Annotated in this window: 21 protein-coding genes; 9 read left to right on the forward strand and 12 right to left on the reverse strand. The window is 63.5% G+C overall.

What is annotated here, in order from left to right; all coding sequences use genetic code 11:
• The first annotated feature begins 9 nt into the window (after positions 1–9).
• Together HUI96_RS02525 and HUI96_RS02530 are read left to right on the forward strand one after the other, a co-directional pair.
• Positions 10–738 carry a glycerophosphodiester phosphodiesterase gene (locus HUI96_RS02525; protein WP_188253025.1) on the forward strand — a complete coding sequence of 243 codons (729 nt, stop codon included), beginning with the start codon at positions 10–12 and terminating at the stop codon, positions 736–738.
• Positions 739–782: 44 nt separating this feature from the next.
• Complete coding sequence (locus HUI96_RS02530; RefSeq protein WP_188253202.1) at positions 783–2,012, forward strand: GNAT family N-acetyltransferase; 1,230 nt, start codon at positions 783–785, stop codon at positions 2,010–2,012.
• Positions 2,013–2,017: 5 nt separating this feature from the next.
• Here HUI96_RS02530 and HUI96_RS29805 read toward each other — a convergent pair whose 3' ends face one another.
• Positions 2,018–2,149 carry a hypothetical protein gene (locus HUI96_RS29805; protein WP_273032307.1) on the reverse strand — a complete coding sequence of 44 codons (132 nt, stop codon included), beginning with the start codon at positions 2,147–2,149 and terminating at the stop codon, positions 2,018–2,020.
• A gap of 47 nt (positions 2,150–2,196) precedes the next feature.
• Complete coding sequence (locus tag HUI96_RS02535; protein ID WP_188253026.1) at positions 2,197–2,532, reverse strand: DMT family transporter; 336 nt, start codon at positions 2,530–2,532, stop codon at positions 2,197–2,199.
• 74 nt (positions 2,533–2,606) lie between these two features.
• On the opposite strand from HUI96_RS02535, the gene HUI96_RS02540 reads away from it, so the two are divergent.
• On the forward strand, positions 2,607–3,047 hold the full coding sequence (locus tag HUI96_RS02540; RefSeq protein WP_188253027.1) for an HIT family protein: 441 nt from the start codon (positions 2,607–2,609) through the stop codon (positions 3,045–3,047).
• Positions 3,048–3,068: 21 nt separating this feature from the next.
• Here HUI96_RS02540 and HUI96_RS02545 read toward each other — a convergent pair whose 3' ends face one another.
• From HUI96_RS02545 to HUI96_RS02565, 5 genes are all read right to left on the reverse strand, one after another.
• Entirely contained in the window at positions 3,069–3,413 is a 345-nt protein-coding gene (locus HUI96_RS02545; RefSeq protein WP_188253028.1) for an AzlD domain-containing protein, read from the reverse strand.
• Complete coding sequence (locus HUI96_RS02550; RefSeq protein ID WP_337917876.1) at positions 3,413–4,201, reverse strand: AzlC family ABC transporter permease; 789 nt, start codon at positions 4,199–4,201, stop codon at positions 3,413–3,415. Before HUI96_RS02550 ends, HUI96_RS02545 begins: the two co-directional genes overlap by 1 nt.
• A gap of 94 nt (positions 4,202–4,295) precedes the next feature.
• Entirely contained in the window at positions 4,296–5,093 is a 798-nt protein-coding gene (locus HUI96_RS02555; RefSeq protein ID WP_188253029.1) for an FAD binding domain-containing protein, read from the reverse strand.
• 138 nt (positions 5,094–5,231) lie between these two features.
• Positions 5,232–7,586, reverse strand: a complete 2,355-nt coding sequence (locus HUI96_RS02560) for a xanthine dehydrogenase family protein molybdopterin-binding subunit (RefSeq protein ID WP_188253030.1) — start codon at positions 7,584–7,586, stop codon at positions 5,232–5,234.
• 114 nt (positions 7,587–7,700) lie between these two features.
• Positions 7,701–8,192 (reverse strand): (2Fe-2S)-binding protein, encoded by a 492-nt coding sequence (locus HUI96_RS02565; RefSeq protein WP_188253031.1) that lies wholly within the window; start codon positions 8,190–8,192, stop codon positions 7,701–7,703.
• Between the two features lie 310 nt (positions 8,193–8,502).
• On the opposite strand from HUI96_RS02565, the gene HUI96_RS02570 reads away from it, so the two are divergent.
• Together HUI96_RS02570 and HUI96_RS02575 are read left to right on the forward strand one after the other, a co-directional pair.
• Positions 8,503–9,627: an FIST N-terminal domain-containing protein gene (locus HUI96_RS02570; RefSeq protein WP_188253032.1), complete on the forward strand. Its 1,125-nt coding sequence runs from the start codon at positions 8,503–8,505 to the stop codon at positions 9,625–9,627.
• A gap of 15 nt (positions 9,628–9,642) precedes the next feature.
• Positions 9,643–10,974: a hybrid sensor histidine kinase/response regulator gene (locus tag HUI96_RS02575; protein WP_188253033.1), complete on the forward strand. Its 1,332-nt coding sequence runs from the start codon at positions 9,643–9,645 to the stop codon at positions 10,972–10,974.
• A 118-nt stretch (positions 10,975–11,092) separates the two neighbouring features.
• On the opposite strand, the gene HUI96_RS02580 is transcribed toward HUI96_RS02575, so the two are convergent.
• Both HUI96_RS02580 and HUI96_RS02585 read right to left on the reverse strand, forming a co-directional pair.
• On the reverse strand, positions 11,093–11,770 hold the full coding sequence (locus tag HUI96_RS02580) for a response regulator (protein WP_188253034.1): 678 nt from the start codon (positions 11,768–11,770) through the stop codon (positions 11,093–11,095).
• Between the two features lie 184 nt (positions 11,771–11,954).
• The gene (locus HUI96_RS02585; protein WP_188253035.1) at positions 11,955–12,443 is read right to left on the reverse strand and encodes a MaoC family dehydratase; all 489 of its coding nucleotides are present in this window, start codon (positions 12,441–12,443) and stop codon (positions 11,955–11,957) included.
• A 211-nt stretch (positions 12,444–12,654) separates the two neighbouring features.
• Here HUI96_RS02585 and rirA point away from each other — a divergent pair, with 211 nt between their 5' ends.
• The gene (rirA, locus tag HUI96_RS02590) at positions 12,655–13,128 is read left to right on the forward strand and encodes an iron-responsive transcriptional regulator RirA (RefSeq protein WP_188253036.1); all 474 of its coding nucleotides are present in this window, start codon (positions 12,655–12,657) and stop codon (positions 13,126–13,128) included.
• Positions 13,129–13,230: 102 nt separating this feature from the next.
• Here rirA and hemP read toward each other — a convergent pair whose 3' ends face one another.
• On the reverse strand, positions 13,231–13,443 hold the full coding sequence (gene hemP / locus HUI96_RS02595; RefSeq protein ID WP_188253037.1) for a hemin uptake protein HemP: 213 nt from the start codon (positions 13,441–13,443) through the stop codon (positions 13,231–13,233).
• Between the two features lie 89 nt (positions 13,444–13,532).
• Positions 13,533–17,171: a bifunctional proline dehydrogenase/L-glutamate gamma-semialdehyde dehydrogenase PutA gene (gene putA / locus HUI96_RS02600; protein WP_188253204.1), complete on the reverse strand. Its 3,639-nt coding sequence runs from the start codon at positions 17,169–17,171 to the stop codon at positions 13,533–13,535.
• Positions 17,172–17,313: 142 nt separating this feature from the next.
• On the opposite strand from putA, the gene HUI96_RS02605 reads away from it, so the two are divergent.
• The 3 genes from HUI96_RS02605 (at position 17,314) to HUI96_RS02615 (ending at position 19,286) form a co-directional block, all read left to right on the forward strand.
• Positions 17,314–17,766: an Lrp/AsnC ligand binding domain-containing protein gene (locus tag HUI96_RS02605; RefSeq protein ID WP_188253038.1), complete on the forward strand. Its 453-nt coding sequence runs from the start codon at positions 17,314–17,316 to the stop codon at positions 17,764–17,766.
• A gap of 144 nt (positions 17,767–17,910) precedes the next feature.
• Positions 17,911–18,759 (forward strand): alpha/beta fold hydrolase, encoded by an 849-nt coding sequence (locus HUI96_RS02610; RefSeq protein WP_188253039.1) that lies wholly within the window; start codon positions 17,911–17,913, stop codon positions 18,757–18,759.
• Between the two features lie 173 nt (positions 18,760–18,932).
• A complete protein-coding gene (locus tag HUI96_RS02615) occupies positions 18,933–19,286 on the forward strand; it encodes a DUF2200 domain-containing protein (protein ID WP_188253040.1) in 354 nt (117 codons plus the stop codon).
• A gap of 54 nt (positions 19,287–19,340) precedes the next feature.
• Here HUI96_RS02615 and HUI96_RS02620 read toward each other — a convergent pair whose 3' ends face one another.
• A complete protein-coding gene (locus HUI96_RS02620; protein WP_188253205.1) occupies positions 19,341–20,534 on the reverse strand; it encodes a cytochrome-c peroxidase in 1,194 nt (397 codons plus the stop codon).
• Between the last annotated feature and the right edge of the window lie 10 nt (positions 20,535–20,544).

Here is a 20,544-nt window from a genome sequence, read left to right on the forward strand (position 1 = left end):
ACTCCCGCCATGACGCATCTATCCTGGCTCAGCAAGCGCCCGATCGCGCACCGGGGCTTCCACGACCTCAACCAGAAGGTCTGGGAGAACACCCTCTCGGCCTTCGGCCGCGCAGTCGAGCGCGGCTATGCGATCGAATGTGACGTTCACCTCACAAGCGACGGCGACGCCATCGTCTTCCACGATCATCATCTGAGACGCCTCACCGGGCAGGACGGCACCGTCTGGCAGCGTACCGCCGCCGAGATGAAGGCGCTGAAGGTCGGCGGGACCGACGACCATCCGCCGACGCTTGCCGAGACGCTGCGCTTCGTCGCCGGGAGGGTCCCGGTCGTCATCGAACTGAAGGGCACCCCAGGCCACGACGAAGGCCTGGTCGCCAGGGTCGGCGACCTGCTCCGCAGCTACTCGGGCAAGGCTGCGATCATGTCCTTCGACCACTGGCTGATCCGCGATTTTTCGCGACATGCGCCGGGCGTGCCCGCCGGCCTTACGGCCGAGGGCCAAAGCGTCTCTCAGATCGAAGCCCACTTCTCCATGCTCGCGAACAATCTCTCCTTCGTATCCTACGCTGTGGACCATCTGCCGAACCCGTTCGTCAGCTTCGTCCGGGCGCAGTTGGACATGCCGGTCATCACATGGACGGTGCGCGATGATCCCATGATGGAGCGGACTTTCGCCCATGCCGACCAGATGACTTTCGAAGGCTTCGAGCCAGAGGGGCAAGCCATTGCGTGAGATTGCCCTTGCTGCGCCGCTTTCGCAGTGCACATATGAATGCGATGACGGAGCGCGGCGAGACGGGATCAGGGGCGGGACAAACGGCGCAGGCGATCCGCATGGTCGGATCGATGCGGGATTTCACCAGGGCGGCGTGGGATAGCCTCGTCGGAACCTCCCGAGCCGGTTTAGGATCCGCCTATAACCCGTTTCTTTCCTACGATTTCCTGCTGAGCATTGAGGAGTCCGGCTGTGCTACCGCCCGCACCGGCTGGCGCGGCACCCATCTGCGCCTGGAAGACGGTGACGGCAACCTCCTCGGCGCGATTCCCTGTTACCTGAAATCGCACAGCCAGGGCGAATACGTCTTCGATCATGGCTGGGCGGATGCCTTCGAGCGGGTGGGCGGCGATTACTATCCCAAGCTGCAGGTTTCGGTGCCGTTCACCCCGGTCACCGGCCCCCGCTTGCTGGTGCGCCGGGATCTAGGTGACGACGCCGCGGTTCGCGGGACGCTCGCCGCGGGCCTTAGGGCAGTCACCGAGAGGATGAATGTCTCGTCGGCGCACGTCACCTTCGTCGGCGACGACGACCTGCACGCCCTCGCGCAAGCAGGCTATCTCCACAGGACCGACCAGCAGTTCCACTTCTTCAACGAAGGCTACGGCAGCTACGACGATTTCCTGGCTACCCTCGCGTCCCGCAAGCGCAAGGCGCTGAAGAAGGAGCGCAAGGAAGCGCTGGCGGCCGGAATCACCATCGACTGGCTGACCGGCAGCGACATCACCGAAAGCGCCTGGGACGATTTCTTCGCCTTCTACATGGACACGGGCGGCCGCAAATGGGGCCGGCCCTATCTCAACCGGAAGTTCTTCTCATTGATAGGAGAGCGGATGGCCAGCGACATCCTGCTGGTCATGGCCAAGCGAAACGGCCGCTACATAGCTGGAGCGATCAACTTCATCGGCTCGGACCGGCTCTACGGGCGCAACTGGGGCTGCATCGAGGACCATCCCTTCCTGCACTTCGAGGTCTGCTATCACCAGGCAATCGATTTCACGATTGCGAGGGGCCTGCAGGTGGTCGAGGCCGGAGCGCAGGGCGAGCATAAGCTGGCGCGCGGCTACCGGCCCGTCACCACCCATTCGGCGCACTATATCGCCCATGCGGGGCTGCGGCGCGCGGTCGACGACTATCTCCGCCGGGAACGCTTCGAGGTGGGACGCATCTCGGACTATTTCGAGGAGCATACGCCGTTCAGAAAGGATATGCCCGACCACGACCCGTCATGAAAACGTCAATGCAGGACGGGCCTCGGCTCCTCACGGCCGCGCTGGACAGGCAACGACTGTTCGCGCGCCTTGATCATTTCCTCGAGGATCAGCGCCAGGATCAGAAGGCGAAGAGGTATGGGCTCAGGCTTTCGCATGGTGCCCCATAACTTATGTTAAAGGGTTTTGTTCCCGGCTGACCGGTTCAGTGTGCAACCGTCTTCGAAAACAGGTTGATCACCAGCACACCTGCCAGGATCAGTGCGATTCCCAGCAGCGCAGGCAGGTCCAGAGCCTGTTTGAAAAAGGTCCAACCGATGGCCGTGATGAGGATAATTCCTGCGCCGCTCCACACTGCGTAGACAACGCCGACCGGCATCGTGCGCAAGGGCAGCGACAGGAAATAGAATGCAAGCACATACAAGCCCATGGATGCCAAGGTCGGCCATAGCCGTGTGAAGCCTTGCGTCTCCTTCAGCGCGCTTGTCGCGGCCACTTCGAAGCCGATGGCGATCAAAAGGTACAAATAGTTCGACTGCATGCGGTTCGCCGCTCTCGTGGGTTGACCCGGGCGGCTCGCCGCCGAATATGTCGGGCATCATAGGGAAGATGCTCATGACCAAACTCGCCTACGATGACAACAACGTCTTCGCCAAAATCCTCCGGGGCGAGATACCGTCCCACAAGCTATATGAGGACCAAGACACCTACGCGTTCATGGACGTCATGCCGCGCGGCGAAGGCCATTGCCTCGTCATCCCGAAGAAGCCGTCGCGCACCATCCTGGACGTCGAGCCCGAGAGCCTTTCGGCCGTAATGAAGACGGTGCAGAAGTTGGCCAGGGCAGTGGTGCCGGCATTTGGGGCGGACGGGGTGACGATACAGCAGTTCAACGAGCCTGCTGGCGGCCAGGTCGTCTTCCACCTGCATTTCCACGTACTGCCGCGCTTCGATGGCGTGGCGCTGAAGCCTCACACCGGTCAGATGGAAAAGCCAGAGGTTCTGGCTGCGAATGCCGAAAGGATAAGAACTGCCCTCGCCCAACTCGGTGCGTAAAGGTCGGCGCACCAGGAAATCTTAGACCAGCATCATACCGATCGCGAGCATCGCTTCCGCGACGGCTATGCCAAGCAGCATGTGGCCTCCAGCGAGGAAGGTACCGAAGCCGGCAGCGGCGGCAGCCAGCCTCAGCCCGAGTGGCAACTCGGCCAGCGTGCCGCTCGGGAATACGATGAGGTTACCGATGACTGCGGCGACCAGCGCGGTCGCGATGCAGCGGACTAGGACGAGCGCTTCGGATTTCTCGGGGATGCGTTCGCCAAACGCTACGCCGAGGAAGCGCCACGAATCCGTCGCTATCGCTCCGGCGACGAAGATGAAGAGGAAGTGCCACCACCAGCCCTCGAACGCGTGAAACGTCATCAGGCCGCCTGCCGCTGGCGCGCTTTATGGAAGAGGTGGAACAGGAAGGCGCCAAACCCTCCCGAAAGACCCGCAGCGAGGAGGTCGAATTGCGGAACGACAACATGGAATGCCGGCCCGAGCCCGACGCCGAGCACCATGGCCACCTTACCGGCCCGCTCCCGCGCCGAGCCCCAGAGGGAGATCAGGAAATAGATCGGCGTCAGAAACAGCAGGCCTGCCATGATCGACGGCGGGAGACGCTCGACAAGCACATAGACCATGCCGGTCAGCAGCGTGTTGACGATCACGAGCGTAGGGCCAAGGCCAGCGTAGTAGGCGGTCCGCATGTCGAGCGGTACCTTTCGGATCCGCTCCATCGCAATGACCCAGGAGGTCACGGCGACGCAGTGTGAAAGCAGGTAGAGAACCCATTTGCGGGTCTGTTTCGCCCGAAGCTCCGGGATGAGGGAGACCACCATGGGCATCAGGCGCACCGATGAGAGCGCCACCGCGAAGGCCGCGCCCCACAGCGTGGCGCCCGATGCGACGGCGCCGACGAGCACCACATTGGCCGGCAGCGCCCACACGAAGCCAATCATGAACATCGTTTCTGCGAGCGAGAAGCCGAACTCCTTGGCGAGCCCGGCGAAGCCGACATGCGCGCTGGCAAGGATCAGGGCAGGAAGCGAAAACGCGGCGCGCAGTCCTCGAAAATACCAGGTGCGGGTTCTCGCAATTGAGCGAATCTGATCGGCCATCACGGCGGCGATAGCACGCTCCGCCAGATCGCGCGACCGTGAAGCCATGAGGCAGACGAGGCGTATTCCAGAAGCGGCGGGCAGAGCATGAGCCCCGCCGCGACTCAACTTCTCGTGTACCTTGCCCCCGTCGTTCCTTGTGTCAGCCGTTGGCGGCGCCCACGGCCCGCTTCGCCATCACCACGACGAGATTGGCGCGATAGGCGGCCGAAGCGTGGAGGTCGCTCATCAGCCCGTCGCTCGGGACGGTGACCCCCTGCAGCGCCGAGGCATCGAAGTTGGAGGCAAGTGCCGCTTCGATCTCTGGGGAGCGGAAGACGCCGTTCTCGCCTGCGCCGGTCACCGCGACACGCACGCCATCCTGATCCTGGGCGACAAACACGCCGGCCATGGCATAGCGCGAGGCTGGGTTCGGGAACTTCGAATAGCCCGATTTCGACGGCGCCTGGAAGGTCACCGCCGTTACGATCTCGCCTTCGTCCAGCGCCGTCTCGAACAACCCGGTGAAGAAATCCTCAGCCGGAATCTCGCGGCGGTCCGTGACGATGGTGGCGTTGAGCGCCAGCATCGCGGCCGGATAGTCGGCGGCCGGATCATTGTTGGCGATCGAGCCGCCTAGAGTGCCCATGTGGCGCACATGCGGGTCGCCGATGTGTGCGGCCAGGCTGCAAATCGCCGGGCAGATCGCCTTGAGGGCCGCGTTGCCCGCCACCTCGGCATGGGTTGTCCCCGCACCGATCCGAACGCTGTTGCCGGAGACGCTGACACCCTTGAGCTCGGCGATGTGCGAGAGGTCGATCACGTCGGACGGTGCAGCCAGCCGCACCTTCATGGCCGGGATGAGGGTCATGCCTCCGGAGAGGTATCTTGCTTCGCCCTTCTTGGCGAGCGACGCCGCGTCGGCGAGGGACGATGCGCGATGGTAGTTGACTGAATACATTATGGAACCTCCCTACGGGAGTGAATGGTCAAGGGTGAAGGTGAATGGCATCGAACGGGAGGCGCGAACCGGCTGTGTGGTCGGCGCACTCCCTTCAAACCTGACCATTCACCATTCCCCATTCACCATCCACCTCTCTCAATGCTTCGTCGCAGCGTGCAACGCGGCCCACACCTTCTCCGGCGTGGCCGGCATGGTGAGGTCGTTGCTGCCGATCGCGTCAGTGATGGCGTTCATGACCGCCGGCGGCGAGCCGATCGCGCCGGCCTCGCCGCAGCCCTTGATGCCGAGCGGGTTGCCCGGGCAAGGCGTGTTCGAGGTCGACACCTTGAACGACGGCACGTCGCTGGCGCGCGGCATAGTGTAGTCCATGTAGGAAGCGGTCACGAGTTGCCCGCTCTCGCGGTCATACACCGCGCCTTCGAGCATCGCCTGGCCGATACCCTGCGCGACGCCGCCATGCACCTGGCCCTCGACGATCATCGGATTGATGATGTTGCCGAAGTCGTCGGCCGCGACGAACTGGATGATCTCCGTCGTCCCGGTGTCCGGATCGACCTCGACCTCGCATATGTAGCAGCCGGCGGGGAAGGTAAAGTTGCTCGGATCGTAGAAAGCCGTTTCCTTGAGGCCCGGCTCCATGCCCGCCGGCAGATTGTGGGCCGTGTAGGCCGCGAGGGCGAGTTGGAACCACGGAACATTCTTGTCGGTGCCGGCGACCTTCAGCGCGCCGTTCTCAATGACGATGTCTCCCTCGTCGGCCTCCATCAGATGCGCCGCGATCTTCTTCGCCTTGGCCTCTACCTTGTCCAGCGCCTTGAAGACCGCTGACATGCCGACCGCACCCGAGCGTGAGCCGTATGTGCCCATGCCCATCTGCACCTTGTCGGTGTCGCCGTGCACGATCGAGACCTGCTCGATCGGTATGCCGAGGCGGCCCGCAACGAGCTGGGCGAAGGTGGTCTCATGGCCCTGGCCGTGGCTGTGCGAGCCGGTGAGCACCTCGATGGTGCCGACGGCATTCACGCGCACTTCAGCCGATTCCCAAAGGCCGACGCCGGCCCCGAGCGAGCCGACTGCCGCCGACGGCGCGATGCCGCACGCTTCGATATAGGCGCTCATACCGATGCCGCGCAGCTTTCCACGCTGCTTGGCCTCGTCCCGACGGGCCGGGAAGCCTGCGTAGTCCGCCGCCTGCATGGCAGCGTCCAGCGAGGTCGCGTAGTCGCCCGCATCGTAGCACATGATCACCGGCGTCTGGTGCGGGAACTCGGTGATGAAGTTCTGCCGCCTCAGTTCGGCCGGAGAGACGCCGAGTTCGCGCGCAGCAGTCTCCATCGTCCGCTCAAGAAGGTAGGTCGCTTCCGGGCGCCCTGCCCCGCGATATGCGTCGACCGGCGAGGTGTTGGTATAGACGGCGCGGACATTCGCGTGGATTGCCGGGATGTTGTACTGGCCGGACAGCAGCGTCGCGTAGAGATAGGTCGGAACCGACGACGAGAACAGCGACATGTAGGCGCCGAAATTGGCGATCGTGTCGACCTTCAGCCCGGTGATACGGTTGTCGGCATCGAAGGCCATCTTGACCTCCGTCACATGGTCGCGGCCATGCGCGTCGGTCATGAAGCTTTCGGTACGGTCCGCCACCCATTTCACCGGAACGCCGGTCTTCTTCGACGCCCACAGGCAAACGATCTCCTCCGGATAGATGAAGATCTTCGAGCCGAATCCGCCGCCGACATCGGGCGCGATCACCCGCAGCTTGTTCTCCGGAGCGACGTTGTAGAAGGCGCTCATCACCAGCCGCGCGACATGCGGGTTCTGCGAGGTGGTCCAGCAGGTGTAGTGGTCTTCGGCCTTGTCGTAGTAGCCTAGCGCGGCGCGCGGCTCCATCGCGTTGGGGACGAGCCGGTTGTTGACGATGTGCATCGTCGTGACATGGGCGGCGGAGGCGATTGCCGCGTCCGTTGGAGCGGCGTCGCCCAGTTCCCAGTCGAAGATAAGGTTTCCTTCGGCCTCGGGATGGAGCTGCGGCGCGCCGGGCTTCAGCGCATCCACCGCTTGTGTCACGGCGTCGCGAACGTCGTAGCTCACTTCGACGGCCTCCGCCGCGTCGCGCGCTTGCCCCTTGGTGTCCGCGATCACGATTGCGACTGCATCGCCCACGTAGCGGACCCGGTCGACTGCAAGGGGCGACCATGCGCCCATCTTCATCGGCGAGCCGTCCTTCGAATGGATCATCCACCCGCATATGATGTTGCCGATGCCGTCGGCCTTCAGCTCGCGGCCGGTGAGCACCCCGACCACGCCCGGCATTTCCAGGGCCTTGGATACGTCTATGCTCGTGATGGCCGCATGCGCGTGCGGGCTTCGTACGAACACCGCCTGTCGCATGCCGGGCAGCACCATGTCCTCAACATAGCGGCCTGCCCCGGTAATGAACCGCTTGTCCTCTTTGCGCGCTACGCGTGCGCCAATTCCTTCGACACCCATCGTCTCCTCCTCCCGAAGTGGACGAACTGAAGTTCGTGGCAGCGTTTACGGGCGGCTGTCGCCTGCCCTTCTCCTCAGATGCTGCCGGCCACGCTCCTCAGTCCTGCCGTGTTCTTACGCCGCCACTTGCGCCGTGCCTTTCAGCATGACCTGAGAGGCTGCCAGGATCGCCTTGACTATGTTGTGGTATCCCGTGCAGCGGCAGATGTTGCCTTCAAGCTCGGCCCGCACCGTAGCCTCGTCGAGGCCCTCGGGATGGCGGTTCACCATGTCCACGGCGGCCATGATCATCCCGGGAGTGCAGAAGCCGCACTGCAGCCCGTGGTTCTCCTTGAATGCCGCCTGCATCGGATGCAGTTCGGCGCCATTGGCGAGGCCCTCGATGGTGACCACTGTGGACCCGGACGCCTGCGCGGCAAGCATGGTGCAAGACTTCACCGCCTTGCCATCGACATGCACCACGCAAGCGCCGCACTGCGAGGTGTCGCAGCCCACATGGGTTCCGGTGAGCCCGAGATGTTCGCGTAGGTAATGAACAAGAAGGGTTCGGTCCTCGACCGTGCCGGTGACCCTCCGCCCGTTAACCGTCAGAGAAACGTCTGACATGCTGCCTGCCTCCCTCAGTCGTGCTGTTGCGGGCCAGCGGGGTCCCGCCCTTCTCAAGTTCTCCTCCAGCCTGGGCGCTTCGTGGGCGCCCTCGGCTGCTCAGTTTCGAGAATGCAGCCTGTCCTTGCGGAACGTATATTCGACTAAAGGATAGGCGATGCACGCCTGCAGCATTGCAAAACCGGGCCGCCCGGGCAAGAATGGTAATGCGTATCGGCGCGTGCAGCTCAAGAATAACGGCGCCGTGTGAAGGGCTACGAGGTTGGTGCGAGTCTGCTCGAAGACCACCTATAGCTGCGGCCTGACGGTCATGAGCACCGATCAGCCCGATGCCGACGCTTTTGCCATGGACGTAGCGGAGGAAGCCGAGCAGATGGATGCCGGCTTTGTCCTGTTCTTCTTCTCCCAGGCGCTGATATCAGCGGCCGATCTTGCCGCCGCGGTCACGCGTCATTCGCCTCGACTGCACCATGCCGGGTGTTCCACGGCTGGGGAAATCACGCCCTTCGGGATTGAGGAAGGGCAGACGCTGGCAATCCTGTTCCCATCCCGGAGCTTCACGGTGGCGGGACGGATGATCCGTGGACTCTCAATAACCGGAATGGACGCGATCGCTGCCGATGTCGGCGTGCTGCGGCGGACCCTGGCCGCAAGGACGGGCCGCTCGTCCGAGACCGAGACTTTCGCGATCTGTCTGATCGACGGCATGTCATTCGCTGAAGAGACGGTGACCTCCGCAATACACTGGGGACTGGACGACATCCCCCTGGTCGGCGGGTCGGCCGGGGACGACCTGAAGTTCGAGACGACGACCCTGTTCTATGATGGCATTGTCGACAATGACGCCGCGGTTGTCCTGCTCGTGTCGACCGACGTTCCGTTCCAGGTGTTCAAGACGGAGAATTTCGTCGCGACCGACGAGAAGCTCGTCGTCACCGCCTCGGATCCGGACCGCCGTATCGTCCGCGAATTCAATGCCGTGAGCGCGGCGGAAGAATTCGCATTCGCCATCGGCGTCGTGCCGGACGCGTTGACGCCGCTGAGCTTTGCCTCCCACCCGGTCGTGGTCAGGGTCGGCGGCGAGTATTACTGCCGCTCCATCCAGAAGCTCAATGCAGACAGGTCCCTCTCCTTCTTCTGCGCCATCGACGATGGTGTGGTCCTTTCCATCGCCCAGCCCACCGAGTTGGTGGAAACGACGCGCTCTGCATTCGAGGATATCGGCAGACGGATAGGCCGAGTCGATGTGATCCTTGGTTTCGACTGCGTCTTGCGCAGGCTCGACGCCCGCAATCGGCAGGTGCTGCGCGATCTCTCCGAACTTTACCGGGCGAACAATCTGATCGGCTTCGGCACCTATGGGGAGCAGTATCGAACCATGCACCTCAACCAGACGCTGACCGGTATCGCATTCGGCTGCCGAGAGGCCGCATAGCGGCAAGTTTCCAAGATGCCTGTTCGCGACATCACCGACATCGAACGCCTGCGGAAGATCAACGCCGCCCTGATCTCGCGGGTCGAGCGCTCGATGGATCAGCAGGCCAATGCATTCTCCCTGTTCCAGACTGCGATCAACCTCGAAGGCCAGGTGAGAAGCCGCACCGAGGAACTCCGCTCGACGCTCCGCCGGCTGGAGGAATCCAATGTCGACCTGCTGGCCGCCAAAGAACAGGCTGAACTGGCGAACCAGTCGAAGACGCGGTTCCTTGCAGCCGCGAGCCACGACGTGCTGCAGCCGCTCAACGCCGCGCACCTATCGATATCCGCGCTCGCGGATCTGCAGACCACGGAGGAGGGTCGAAGGCTGATCGGCCAGGTCGAGCGCTCGCTTACGACGATCAGCCACCTGCTTCTGACCCTCCTCGACATCTCCAAGCTCGATGCCGGCGTGGTCCGCCCTGACATATCAGACGTCGCGCTCGATCCGCTGCTGTCGTCGATCAAGTCCGACTTCGAACCGATCGCAGAGCAGAAAGGGCTTAAGTTCCAATTCCGCACCAGCCATGCCGTGGTGCGCTCTGATGAGACGATGCTACGGCGCATCGTCCAGAACATCGTCTCAAATGCGGTCCGTTACACGAGCTCCGGTGGCGTCCTTGTCGGAGCGCGGAAGCGCGGGACGACCATCCGCATCGACGTGGTGGACACCGGCTGCGGCATCCCAGCCGACCAGTACGAGGCCATCTTCGACGAATTCCACCGCTGCTCCGCAACACCCGAGCACGACGTCTCTGGCGCGGGCCTGGGCCTTGGGCTCTCGATCGTGCGCCGCATGGCTGATGCGCTGGGTCATCGCATCGGCTTCACATCCGTCACCGGACGCGGAACCGTCTTTCGGCTGGAGATGCCGCTAGCCACGGGCCCCGTCGCCGTCCGGCCGAAGGTCGTACAGCCGCCGCGTGGCTACGGGCTCTTCGGCACCCGGGTGCTGCTCATCGAAGACGATCGGCGTGTGATCGAGGCGACCACGTCCCTGCTTTCGAGTTGGCGATGCGAGGTCAAGCAGGCTGGCTCGCTGAGCGAGGCGATCCGCTGTCTGCGCGATACCGGTTGGATACCGGACGTGCTTATTGCCGACCAGCATCTGGAAGGCGGCGATCTCGGAAGCCAGACGATCATCGAGGTTCGAGCCTATCTCGGTCGGGCGGTGCCGGCCTTGATCGTCACCGCCGACCACTCGCCCGCTTTGTCCTATTCGGCCCGCGCCTCCGGCATCGAACTGATGCGCAAGCCGGTCAAGCCGGCGGAACTGAGGGCGCTGCTGGCGCATCTGCTTGCGTGAGGAAGTCGGCAGTAGGCAGTGGGCAATCGGCAGTCGGGAAGGTCTAGGCGGTATCTCCGTCGCGCGGCCTGCCATAACAACACCCGACTGCCAATTGCCTATTGCCGACTGCCGCCTTTCAAAACTGCTCCCGAAACAGTTCCGTCCCGTCGAGCTTCGAGACCTCGATCACCGCCTGGGTGCGGCTGTAGACGTTGAGCTTGCGCAGGATTTCCGAGACGTGCGCCTTGACGGTGGTTTCGCCGACCTGCAGCTCATAGGCGATCTGCTTGTTGAGGAGGCCTTGGCGAAGCATCTGCAATACGCGCAGTTGCTGTGGCGTGAGCGTCGACAGCCGCCGCACCATTTCCGCGCGATCTGCGCCCTCCCCCTCCGGCGGGCGGCCGCTGTAGTTTTCTGGAACATAGATGGCGCCCTCCATCACCGAACGGATGGCGGCGGCCAAGGCGTCCTTGCGGGCAGACTTAGGGATGAAACCGGCGGCCCCGTACGACAGCGCCTCCGAGATTATCTTCGGCTCCTCATGGGCGGACACCACAACCACCGGCAGGCGCGGATGGCGCGTCCGCAACTGCAGCAGCCCCTCAAAACCGTGCACGTCCGGCATGCTGAGATCGAGAAGGGCAAGATCAAAGCTCAACGGTCCGGCGAGAATGCCTAGTGCCTCGGCGATCGTCTTGGCCTCGGCCGTATCCACGCCGGGATAAGCGACCCGCAGCGCACTGTGCAGCGCCTCGCGAAACAGCGGATGGTCGTCAATGATCAGAAAGCGCGCAACGTCGCTGCCGTGGTTCATGAGGAGGGCCTCCTACCCGCGTCCTCCCTGTTCCCCCGCCCAAAGCTTCCCGAATTTCCGTTCCGACTTCAAGCCTTGTCCTCGCCAGTAGAACATCGGGCCGCGGAATGAAGGCTCGTGGCACTCCGCTTTCTCCCGACCGCCTACTGCCGAGGGCACAGGAGGGCGCGACGAAACACGTCGCTCAGGCCTCCCGCTGTCGCCTGCGCTCGTAGAGCATGACCAGCGTGTCAGCGACCATCGCGGTCTTCACTTCACCCTCTACCTCCATGATGTTGCGCGCCTTCAAAAGGTACTGGCCGGGTCCCTTGTCTTCCATCGAAAGCAGCGTCGTGCGGATCCGTACCCGCGCCCCGGACATCACGGGGGACATGAAGCGTACCTGGTCGAGGCCGTAGTTGAAGGCGGCCTGCGTGTTCTCCGGCAGGATGTTCATCTCCTGGATCAGCGATCCGATCAGCGAAAGCGTCAGGTAGCCGTGGGCAATGGTAGACCTGAATGGGCTGCGTCGTCTCGCCTGCTCGGGATCGACATGGATCCACTGCCTATCACCGGTGCATTCGGCGAACTGGTCGATGCGGTGCTGGTCGACGGTGGTCCAGTCGGAAACGCCCAATTCCTGCCCGACCAGCCCACGGAGTTCCTCGAAGGTCGGCGGCACTTCCCGCGGCATCCGTTTCCCCCAATCGAGCGATTCACTGCATGCGGAACCCACAATAGAAGGCCGCACGCCTACTGCAATCCGCCCGCGAACTCGAAGCGGCTGTCGCCGGGTGCGACATTGTCAGTGCAGACTCTCGGGCGTCTGTTATGCGATGACCCAGTATGGAATTGTTCCAAACAATGGGCCATATTGGGCGAGCCATGCGGCAGAAGGAACCCTCATGCGTCTGACACGCCAGACCAACTATGCGATGCGCATACTCATGTATTGCGCGGCCAATGAAGGTCGCCTCAGCCGCATCCCCGAGATCGCGCAAGCCTACTCCGTCTCGGAACTGTTCCTGTTCAAGATCCTGCAGCCGCTCGTCGAGAACGGCCTCATCCAGACGGTCCGCGGCAGGAATGGCGGCGTGAGGCTGGGACGGCCCGCTGACCAGATCAACCTATTCGATGTGGTCCGCGTGACCGAGGAGAACTTCGCCATGGCGGAGTGCTTCGAGAACGATGCCGCCGACTGCCCGCTGATCGACAGTTGCGGCCTCAATCAGGCGCTGCGCGAGGCGCTGAATGCGTTCTTCGCGGTCCTGCAGCGCTACACGATCGAGGATCTGGTGAAATCCAGGGACAACATGCGTTCGCTGCTGGGGCTCGAGACGCTCGCGGCGGCGAATCCGGCAGTGGAACTGCCGAATTAGGCTGCAGCCCGGAAACTCAGCCAGGTCCACACCGCTCGAGCTGCGCACCGAGATCACAAGGCTGCCCGCCCGGCAGCGTGCCCCGAGACCTCTAATAGGCGCTCACTTGTTCAGGATGAGCTTGCCCTGGCGGGTGATCTTCAGCCGGTAGAGCGAGCCGGCGTGATCGATCCCGATCTCGTGTTCACCCTGGAAAAGCGACTGGCTGCTGACCGTCCTCACGGCGCCGCGATAGCTCTCCTGCGGCTCTTTTCTCAATTCCAGGGTGACGAGCTTGGACCGGCGCAGAAAACTGTTCGGGCTATGCGTGTTCATGACGTCGCTCTCCTCCGCCGGAGCCTCAACTGTGGGCAGCAATAAACATGACTATTTTTATCATGTTTTATGCCAACTGCAATAGGCCCTCAATCCGCTCCGGCCAGAAGACTGGCATTGCCACCGGCGGCCGTCGTGTCGACGCAGATGGAACGTTCATGCGCATAGGCCACCGGATTGATCGCCTCCGTGATCACGGGCGCGATCGGGCCGGCCTGGCCTGACAGCACCCTCCGAATCGATGACGCCGTTTCCGCGGAACCGCAGAAGGCCACGGCATCGATGCCCGGCGTTGCCAGATCGTCCGGCTCGATCACGCCGTCGACCACCCTGATGGGCAGGTCCTTGCTGGTCAGGGGCTGCAACGCAGTGCGCGCTCCCGGCGCGACTCCCAGCACCGCGTTTCCTGCTGCCAGCGCCTGCACCACCTGCGCCAGCAGAGTGTCGGCATCCGGGCCCAGACAAAGCACGTTGCCCCGCGGGCGCAGTACCAGCGTGTTCGCCTCTCCGGTCGGGCCCGGCAGGTCCAGCGGACCGAAATCGAGTCCAGCCGCGGCTGCGATCGCCTCGGCAGCCCTGCCCCGCAGGAGTTTTCTGAGGACCGGCACGCGGTCCGGCCGCGCCGCCCACTCTGCCGTGTTCACCCCGCGGAGCGCCTGATCTAGTTCGGCGGCGCTGGCCTTTCGTACCGTAACTCCGATACCCGAGACGGTTTCGCCAAGCCCACCCGAAGCCCGCCGGAAGCGGCGGAGATAGTGCGGTCCGCCCGCCTTCGGTCCGGTGCCGGACAAGCCTTCCCCGCCGAATGGCTGCGCGCCGACCACCGCGCCGATCTGGTTGCGGTTGACATAGATATTGCCCGCCCGAATGCGGTCGACGATGTGCTGGACACGCGCCTCGATGCGGGTGTGCAGCCCGAAGGTCAGGCCGTAGCCCCTGGCGTTGATCGCCGAGATCACGTCATCGATGTCATCCGCCTCGAAGGTCGCGACGTGGAGAACGGGGCCAAAAACTTCCTTCTCCACGTCCTCGATGCCAGACACGCCGAAAATGTGCGGCGCGACGAAGCGACCTTCGCCGGGCGTGTCCAGTTTCGCGATCAGCCTTCCCTCGCTCTCGAGGCGCCTGCAATAACCGGAGATCGATCCGCGCGCCTCGTAGTCGATAACCGGCCCGACATCAGTCTCGATAGACCACGGGTCACCGACGACCAGCGTCTTCAGCGCGCCGGTGAGCATCTCCAGCACCTTCGGCGCGACATCCTTTTGTACGTAGAGGATGCGCAAGGCCGAGCAGCGCTGGCCGGCGCTCTGGAACGCCGACGCAAGGATGTCGCGCACCGCCTGCTCCGGCAGCGCCGTGGAATCGACGATCATCGCGTTGAGCCCGCCGGTCTCAGCGACCAGCATGGCATCCGGCGCGCCGCTCCTGGCAAGTTGGCGCTCGATCTGGCGCGCGACTTCGGTCGAACCGGTGAAGCAGACGCCCGCAATGCGCGAATCGGCGGTAAGCGGCGCGCCGACGGACGGGCCGTCGCCCGGCACCAGTTGGAGGATCTCCTGCGGGATACCGGCCTGGTGCAGGAGGCTAACCGCCTTCGCAGCGATTAGCGGCGTCTGCTCGGCCGGCTTTGCGATCACCGCACTGCCGGTCACCAGCGCCGCGGCGACCTGGCCGGTGAAGATGGCGAGCGGAAAATTCCAGGGCGAGATGCAGGCGATCACGCCGCGAGCTTCGGTCCCGCCTTCCACCCTCGCGGCCTCGGCAGCATAGTAGCGCAAGAAATCAACCGCCTCGCGAACCTCAGCCACACCGTCGGCCAGCGTCTTGCCGGCCTCGCGGGTGCAGAGCGCAAAGAACTCGACGGCGTTCTCCTCGTAGAGATCGGCCGCGCGGCGCAGGATCGCCGCCCGATCCGCCACCGGCCGGCGCGCCCATTCGGCCTGCGCTTCAGATGCAATCCCAACAGCGTTACGGACGATATCGATCGTGGCTTCGACGACCGTGCCCACTGTTTCCTCCGGACGAGCGGGATTCACAACCGCGCGGGGGATTGTCGTCCGTGCGGGAGCGCCGAACGTGGGCGTTGCCGACCACCGGTCCTCGCCGGCAAACGCTGCCCTGCCTTCCTCGATCGCAGCCAGCGTGTCCGGGTCTGTAATATCCCAGCCCTGCGCGTTCTTCCGCGTCGGGCCGAAGATGCCGGCCGGTTTCGGGATGGCCGGATTGCTGGCCGTCGCCTGCGATTCCACGACCGCCAGCGGGTCCCGGGCGATCTCTTCGGTCGGAACCGAGGCGTCCGTCACCTGGTGCACGAAGGAGGAGTTCGCGCCATTCTCCAGGAGCCGCCGCACCAGATAGGCGAGCAGGTCGGAGTGCGCCCCGACCGGCGCGTAGATGCGGCAGCGCGTGAGTTCTCGGGATCGCACCGCCTCGTGCAGGGTCTCGCCCATACCGTGCAGGCGCTGGAACTCGAAGGTGTTGCGATCCCCCGCCATGTTCAGGATGGCGGCCACCGTATGCGCATTGTGGGTGGCGAACTGCGGGTAGATGCGATCCGTGAGGTCCAGAAGCTTTCGTGCGCAGGCGAGATAGGAGACGTCGGTGTTCGGCTTGCGGGTGAAGACCGGATAGCCCGAAAGCCCCATCACCTGCGCGCGCTTGATCTCGGTGTCCCAGTAGGCGCCCTTCACAAGCCGGACCATGATGCGTCGGTCGAGGCGCTGCCCCAGCGCGTGCAGCCAGTCGATGACGAAGGGCGCACGGGGGCCGTAGGCCTGGACGACGACGCCGAAACCGTCCCACCCCTTGAGCTTAGGGTCAGCGAGCACCCGGTCGATCACATCCAGCGAAAGGTCGAGCCGGTCCGCCTCCTCGGCATCGATGTTGAGGCCCATGCGCGCTTCGCGTGCCGCCAGCGCCAACGACAGCAGCCGTTCGCTCATCACCGGCAGCATCGTCTCGCGCTGCGCCATCTCGTATCGCGGGTGGATCGCCGACAGTTTCACCGAGATTCCTGGATTCTCGCGGATATCCGAACTGCGCGTATGCTGCCGCAGCGCGGCGATGGCGTCGGCATAGGCTTTCAGGTAGCGCAGTGCGTCGGCCTCGGTGCGAGCCGCCTCGCCCAGCATGTCGTAGGAATAGAGATAGCCTCTCGCGGTCATCTCGGAGCCGCGCCGCACCGCCTCCTCGATGGTGCGACCGAGCACGAACTGCTCGCCCATCTCGCGCATCGCCGCCGCCACCGCCCGACGTATGACCGGCTCGCCCAGGCGCCGTACCATCGCCCGCAGCGTGCCGGCGATACCGCCCTCGCCCTCTTCCAGGACGCGGCCGGTCAGCATCAGCGCCCAGGTCGAGGCGTTGACGAAGATCGAGCTCGAGCTACCCGAATGGGCCGACCAGTCGTGCGGCGCGATCTTGTCCTGGATGAGTTCGTCGACCGTCTGCGCGTCCGGCACGCGCAACAGCGCCTCGGCAAGGCACATGAGTGCCACGCCTTCCTTGGTCGATAGGCCGTAGGCCGAGAGAAACACCTCCATCAGCCGCGGATCGGAAGAGGCGCGCACCGCCCGCACGAGGTCCGCCGCGCGGGCGCAAATGGCCGTCCGCTCTTCTGCGGTGAGCTGCGCCATTCCGACCAGCCGCGAAAGCGCCTCGCCTTCGTCCGGCAGGTAGTTCTCGCGGATTCTCCGACGAAGTTCGTCCAGGGCGGGTTTGGTCATGTCGATCCAGCAGGAGAGATAGCGGCACAGAGGCTTGAAGGCTATCACGCCGGCCACTTCCGAGCGGACCAAAGTTCTGGCCGCGACAGCCCGATCGGGCTATGAAGAACCCAAACGGATAGAGCTACGGACCATCTTTCTTATGCCGGCAGACCAATTGGACCGGATCGACCGGAACATCCTCGCCGAACTCGCGCGCGACGGCAGGCTCTCGGCAAGCGAACTCGCCGCACGGGTCGGCCTGTCCAAGACGCCGGTGCAGGCGCGCGTACGGCGACTGGAGAAGGACGGCTTCATCCGCGGCTATTCCGCCGTCATCGATCGCGAGCGCATGGGGGAAGGCCACGTCGCCTTCGTGCAGGTCAAGCTGTCGGACACCCGCTCGCCTGCGCTGGCCGAGTTCAACCGCGCTGTGCAGGGGGTGCCGGAGATCGAGCAGTGCCACATGATAGCGGCCTCGTTCGACTATCTCCTAAAAGTCCGCACTAAGGACATCGCCGCCTACCGCCGCGTGCTGGGCGAGAGGATCTCAGCGCTCCCGCACGTGGCGCAGACCTCCACCTTCGTCGCTATGGAGACAGTGAAGGACCGCTAGCAACAATATTCGGCAGCTTCGGGCGATTATCGAACATTACCGATTGTGCAACCGCACGCTATCGCGATCTTGGAACAGAACGATCGGAGGCCGCGTTGGACCTCTGAAGTCACGCATGCATTAGAGTGCAGCAGGTTCCCAGCGATGAGGCAAAGCATTCGACTGTCGGGTGGCACGGAGTTGTCCTTCATCACCGCAGGGGCTGTTTCAAATCCATCCGTACTTCTTCTGCACGGCTTCCCGAGTTCCGCGCGAACATTTCGGGAAGTCATTCCCGTCCTGTCGAAGACGGCAAGGGTGATTGCGCCAGACCTGCCAGGTTTTGGAGAATCGAATGTCCTTCCGTCTCCTTCGTTCGACACTTTCGGAGAGGCGGTTTCCGAATTGCTGGAACATCTGTCCGTCGGACCGCGCTACCTATACCTTCACGATTTCGGCGCGCCGGTAGGTCTCCATCTCGCCATGAAGGAGCCGAGACAGGTTCTGGGTCTGATAATCCAGAACGCCAATGCACACCAAACGGGAATGGGTCCGCAATGGGCGGCGACAAAAGCTTACTGGGCTGATCCGACTCTGGAAAACGAAGCGGAGGCCACTGCTCATCTAACCTTCGAGGGCACACGCGACCAGTATATCGCGAATGTCCCAGACGAGGTGGCCGCCCGAATACCGGCCAGAAGCTGGGAGGAGGACTGGCGGGTAATGCAGCTTCCTGGCCGTATGGAAACGCAGCGCGCGCTCATCGCCAACTACGGCAATTTCGTCGCCCGATTCGACGCGGTCGCCGACTATCTCGCGCGATGGCAGCCTTCCGCCCTGATGATCTGGGGTCGGCATGACGCGTTTTTCGATCTCGCCGAGACCCTTTCGTGGATGCAGGGCCTGCCCAGGATGGAATCCCACATTCTCGATGGCGGGCACTTCCTGCTCGAAACCCATGCCGCGGAAGCCGCGAAACTCATGGTCGATTTCATCGAGCGGAACAAGAAATAGGACGTCTTTGATACCGCAAGCGAGTGTCTGCGAGAACGAAAGTAGAGAGGCTGGATTTTCTGGACCGGAACGGGATAGACGATCACTTGGCTTGCCATCTCCCGAATGCGGCCTACAAATGTGCGTAGATCGTCTGAATACGGCCTTAGCCATCAGAGAGTTCAGGAGATTTCATGGCGAAACATCGAATCTATACAACCAGCTTCGCGAGCGTTTATCCGCTTTTAGTTGCGAAGGCAGAGAAGAAGGGTCGCACCAAGGCGGAGGTCGATCAGGTCATCACCTGGCTGACAGGCTACGGTCCTAAGGAGCTACACACCCAACTGGAAAACAAGACTGACTTCGAAACCTTCTTCGCGGAGGCTCCTGGTCTCAATCCCTCGCGAGCCTTGATCAAGGGCATGGTCTGCGGTGTCCGGGTAGAGGACATCGAGGAGCCGACGATGCGGGAAATCCGCTACCTCGATAAGCTGATCGACGAACTCGCGAAGGGAAAGGCGATGGATAAAATTCTGCGAAAGGATTGATCTACTCCGTCGATCCCTGACGCTATCACCCGCAGTTCTCCTTTAAGGATCCTACTACTGGGCGAGCGTCTTCAGAAACGCCACCAGCGCTGTCTTTTCCCTCTCCGAAAGCTTGAGCCGGACAAGCTCGCTGTGCCCGTCCGGCGACTGCGGTGCCGCGGCGTAATGTTCAACCACCTCCACCAACGACTTGAACTGGCCGGCATGCATGTAGGGCGGCCGTGAGGCGGCGCCGCGAAGCGACGGCGTCTTGAAGGCTCGTTTGAGCTCCGGCCCTTCCTTGACCATGAAGCGAAGCTCGCCGCAGGCGCTCTCGTCCCCGTCGCGGAAGCGTCCAGCGCAGTTGAAGGGATCGGCCAGCACTTGCGCCACCGCCGTCTCGCGGCCGAGGTCGAGCGGCTTGCCGTCAGCCTGCGGCACCCCGGTGTTGTGAAAATGGTCGTCGGTGAAGCGCGGCCCGGTGTGACAGGTCGAGCACCGCGCCTTGCCGACGAAGAGCCGCAGCCCGAGGATTTCGTCCTCCGACAGGGCAGCGTCCTTCTCAGGCTGCCGGCCGGCGGCAAGCGCGTCGGCGAAACGGTCGAAGCGGGTCGGCTTGTGCACCAGCGTGCGCTCGAAGGCAGCGATCGCCTTGCCCATATTGGCGAAGACGAGATCAACGGCCGCTCGTTGGTCGTCGGACATGGCCATCCAGGCAGCCCGCTCGGCTTCGGCACCGAACGGCCCGGCCGACGCGGGCACGGCGGAGAGGTCCGGCAGCGGCCCAAAAATGTTCTCGTAGCGGTCCTTGAACTCGCGCGCGATCAGTTGGGCATAGGCAGTGCGGGTGCCGGCATGCTCGTTCTGGTCCTCGAGCGGTCCGAGCGCCTGGGCCCAGAGACTGTCGCGGCGTCCGTCCCAGAAGAACCACGGGCTGTAGGCGACGCCCGCTAGCGGCATGGTACGCCGCTTCGTTTCACCGACTCCCTTGCCAAACGGCCGGTCGTCCTGGAACTGGCGGTCGCTGATGTGGCAGGTCGAGCAGGCGACATTGCCATCACGCGAAAGCCGCTGCTCGAAGAACAGCGTCGCGCCGAAGGCCGCCGGCCCGGACTGATCGGCATACTTGTTGGTCGGATCGGCCGGTAGCGGCTGCAGTTCAGAGAGTCGAAACTGGCCGATCAACTGCTTCTCCTCATCGGAGAGCTGCTCGCCCGAACAGCCGGCCAGGAACAGCGAAATGCCGACGGCCAGCACCTTGAAAGACATCTTCAGCACG

Source organism: Pseudaminobacter soli (ex Zhang et al. 2022) (assembly GCF_014595955.1).
In the GTDB taxonomy this organism is placed as follows: Bacteria; Pseudomonadota; Alphaproteobacteria; order Rhizobiales; family Rhizobiaceae; genus Kumtagia; species Kumtagia pseudosoli.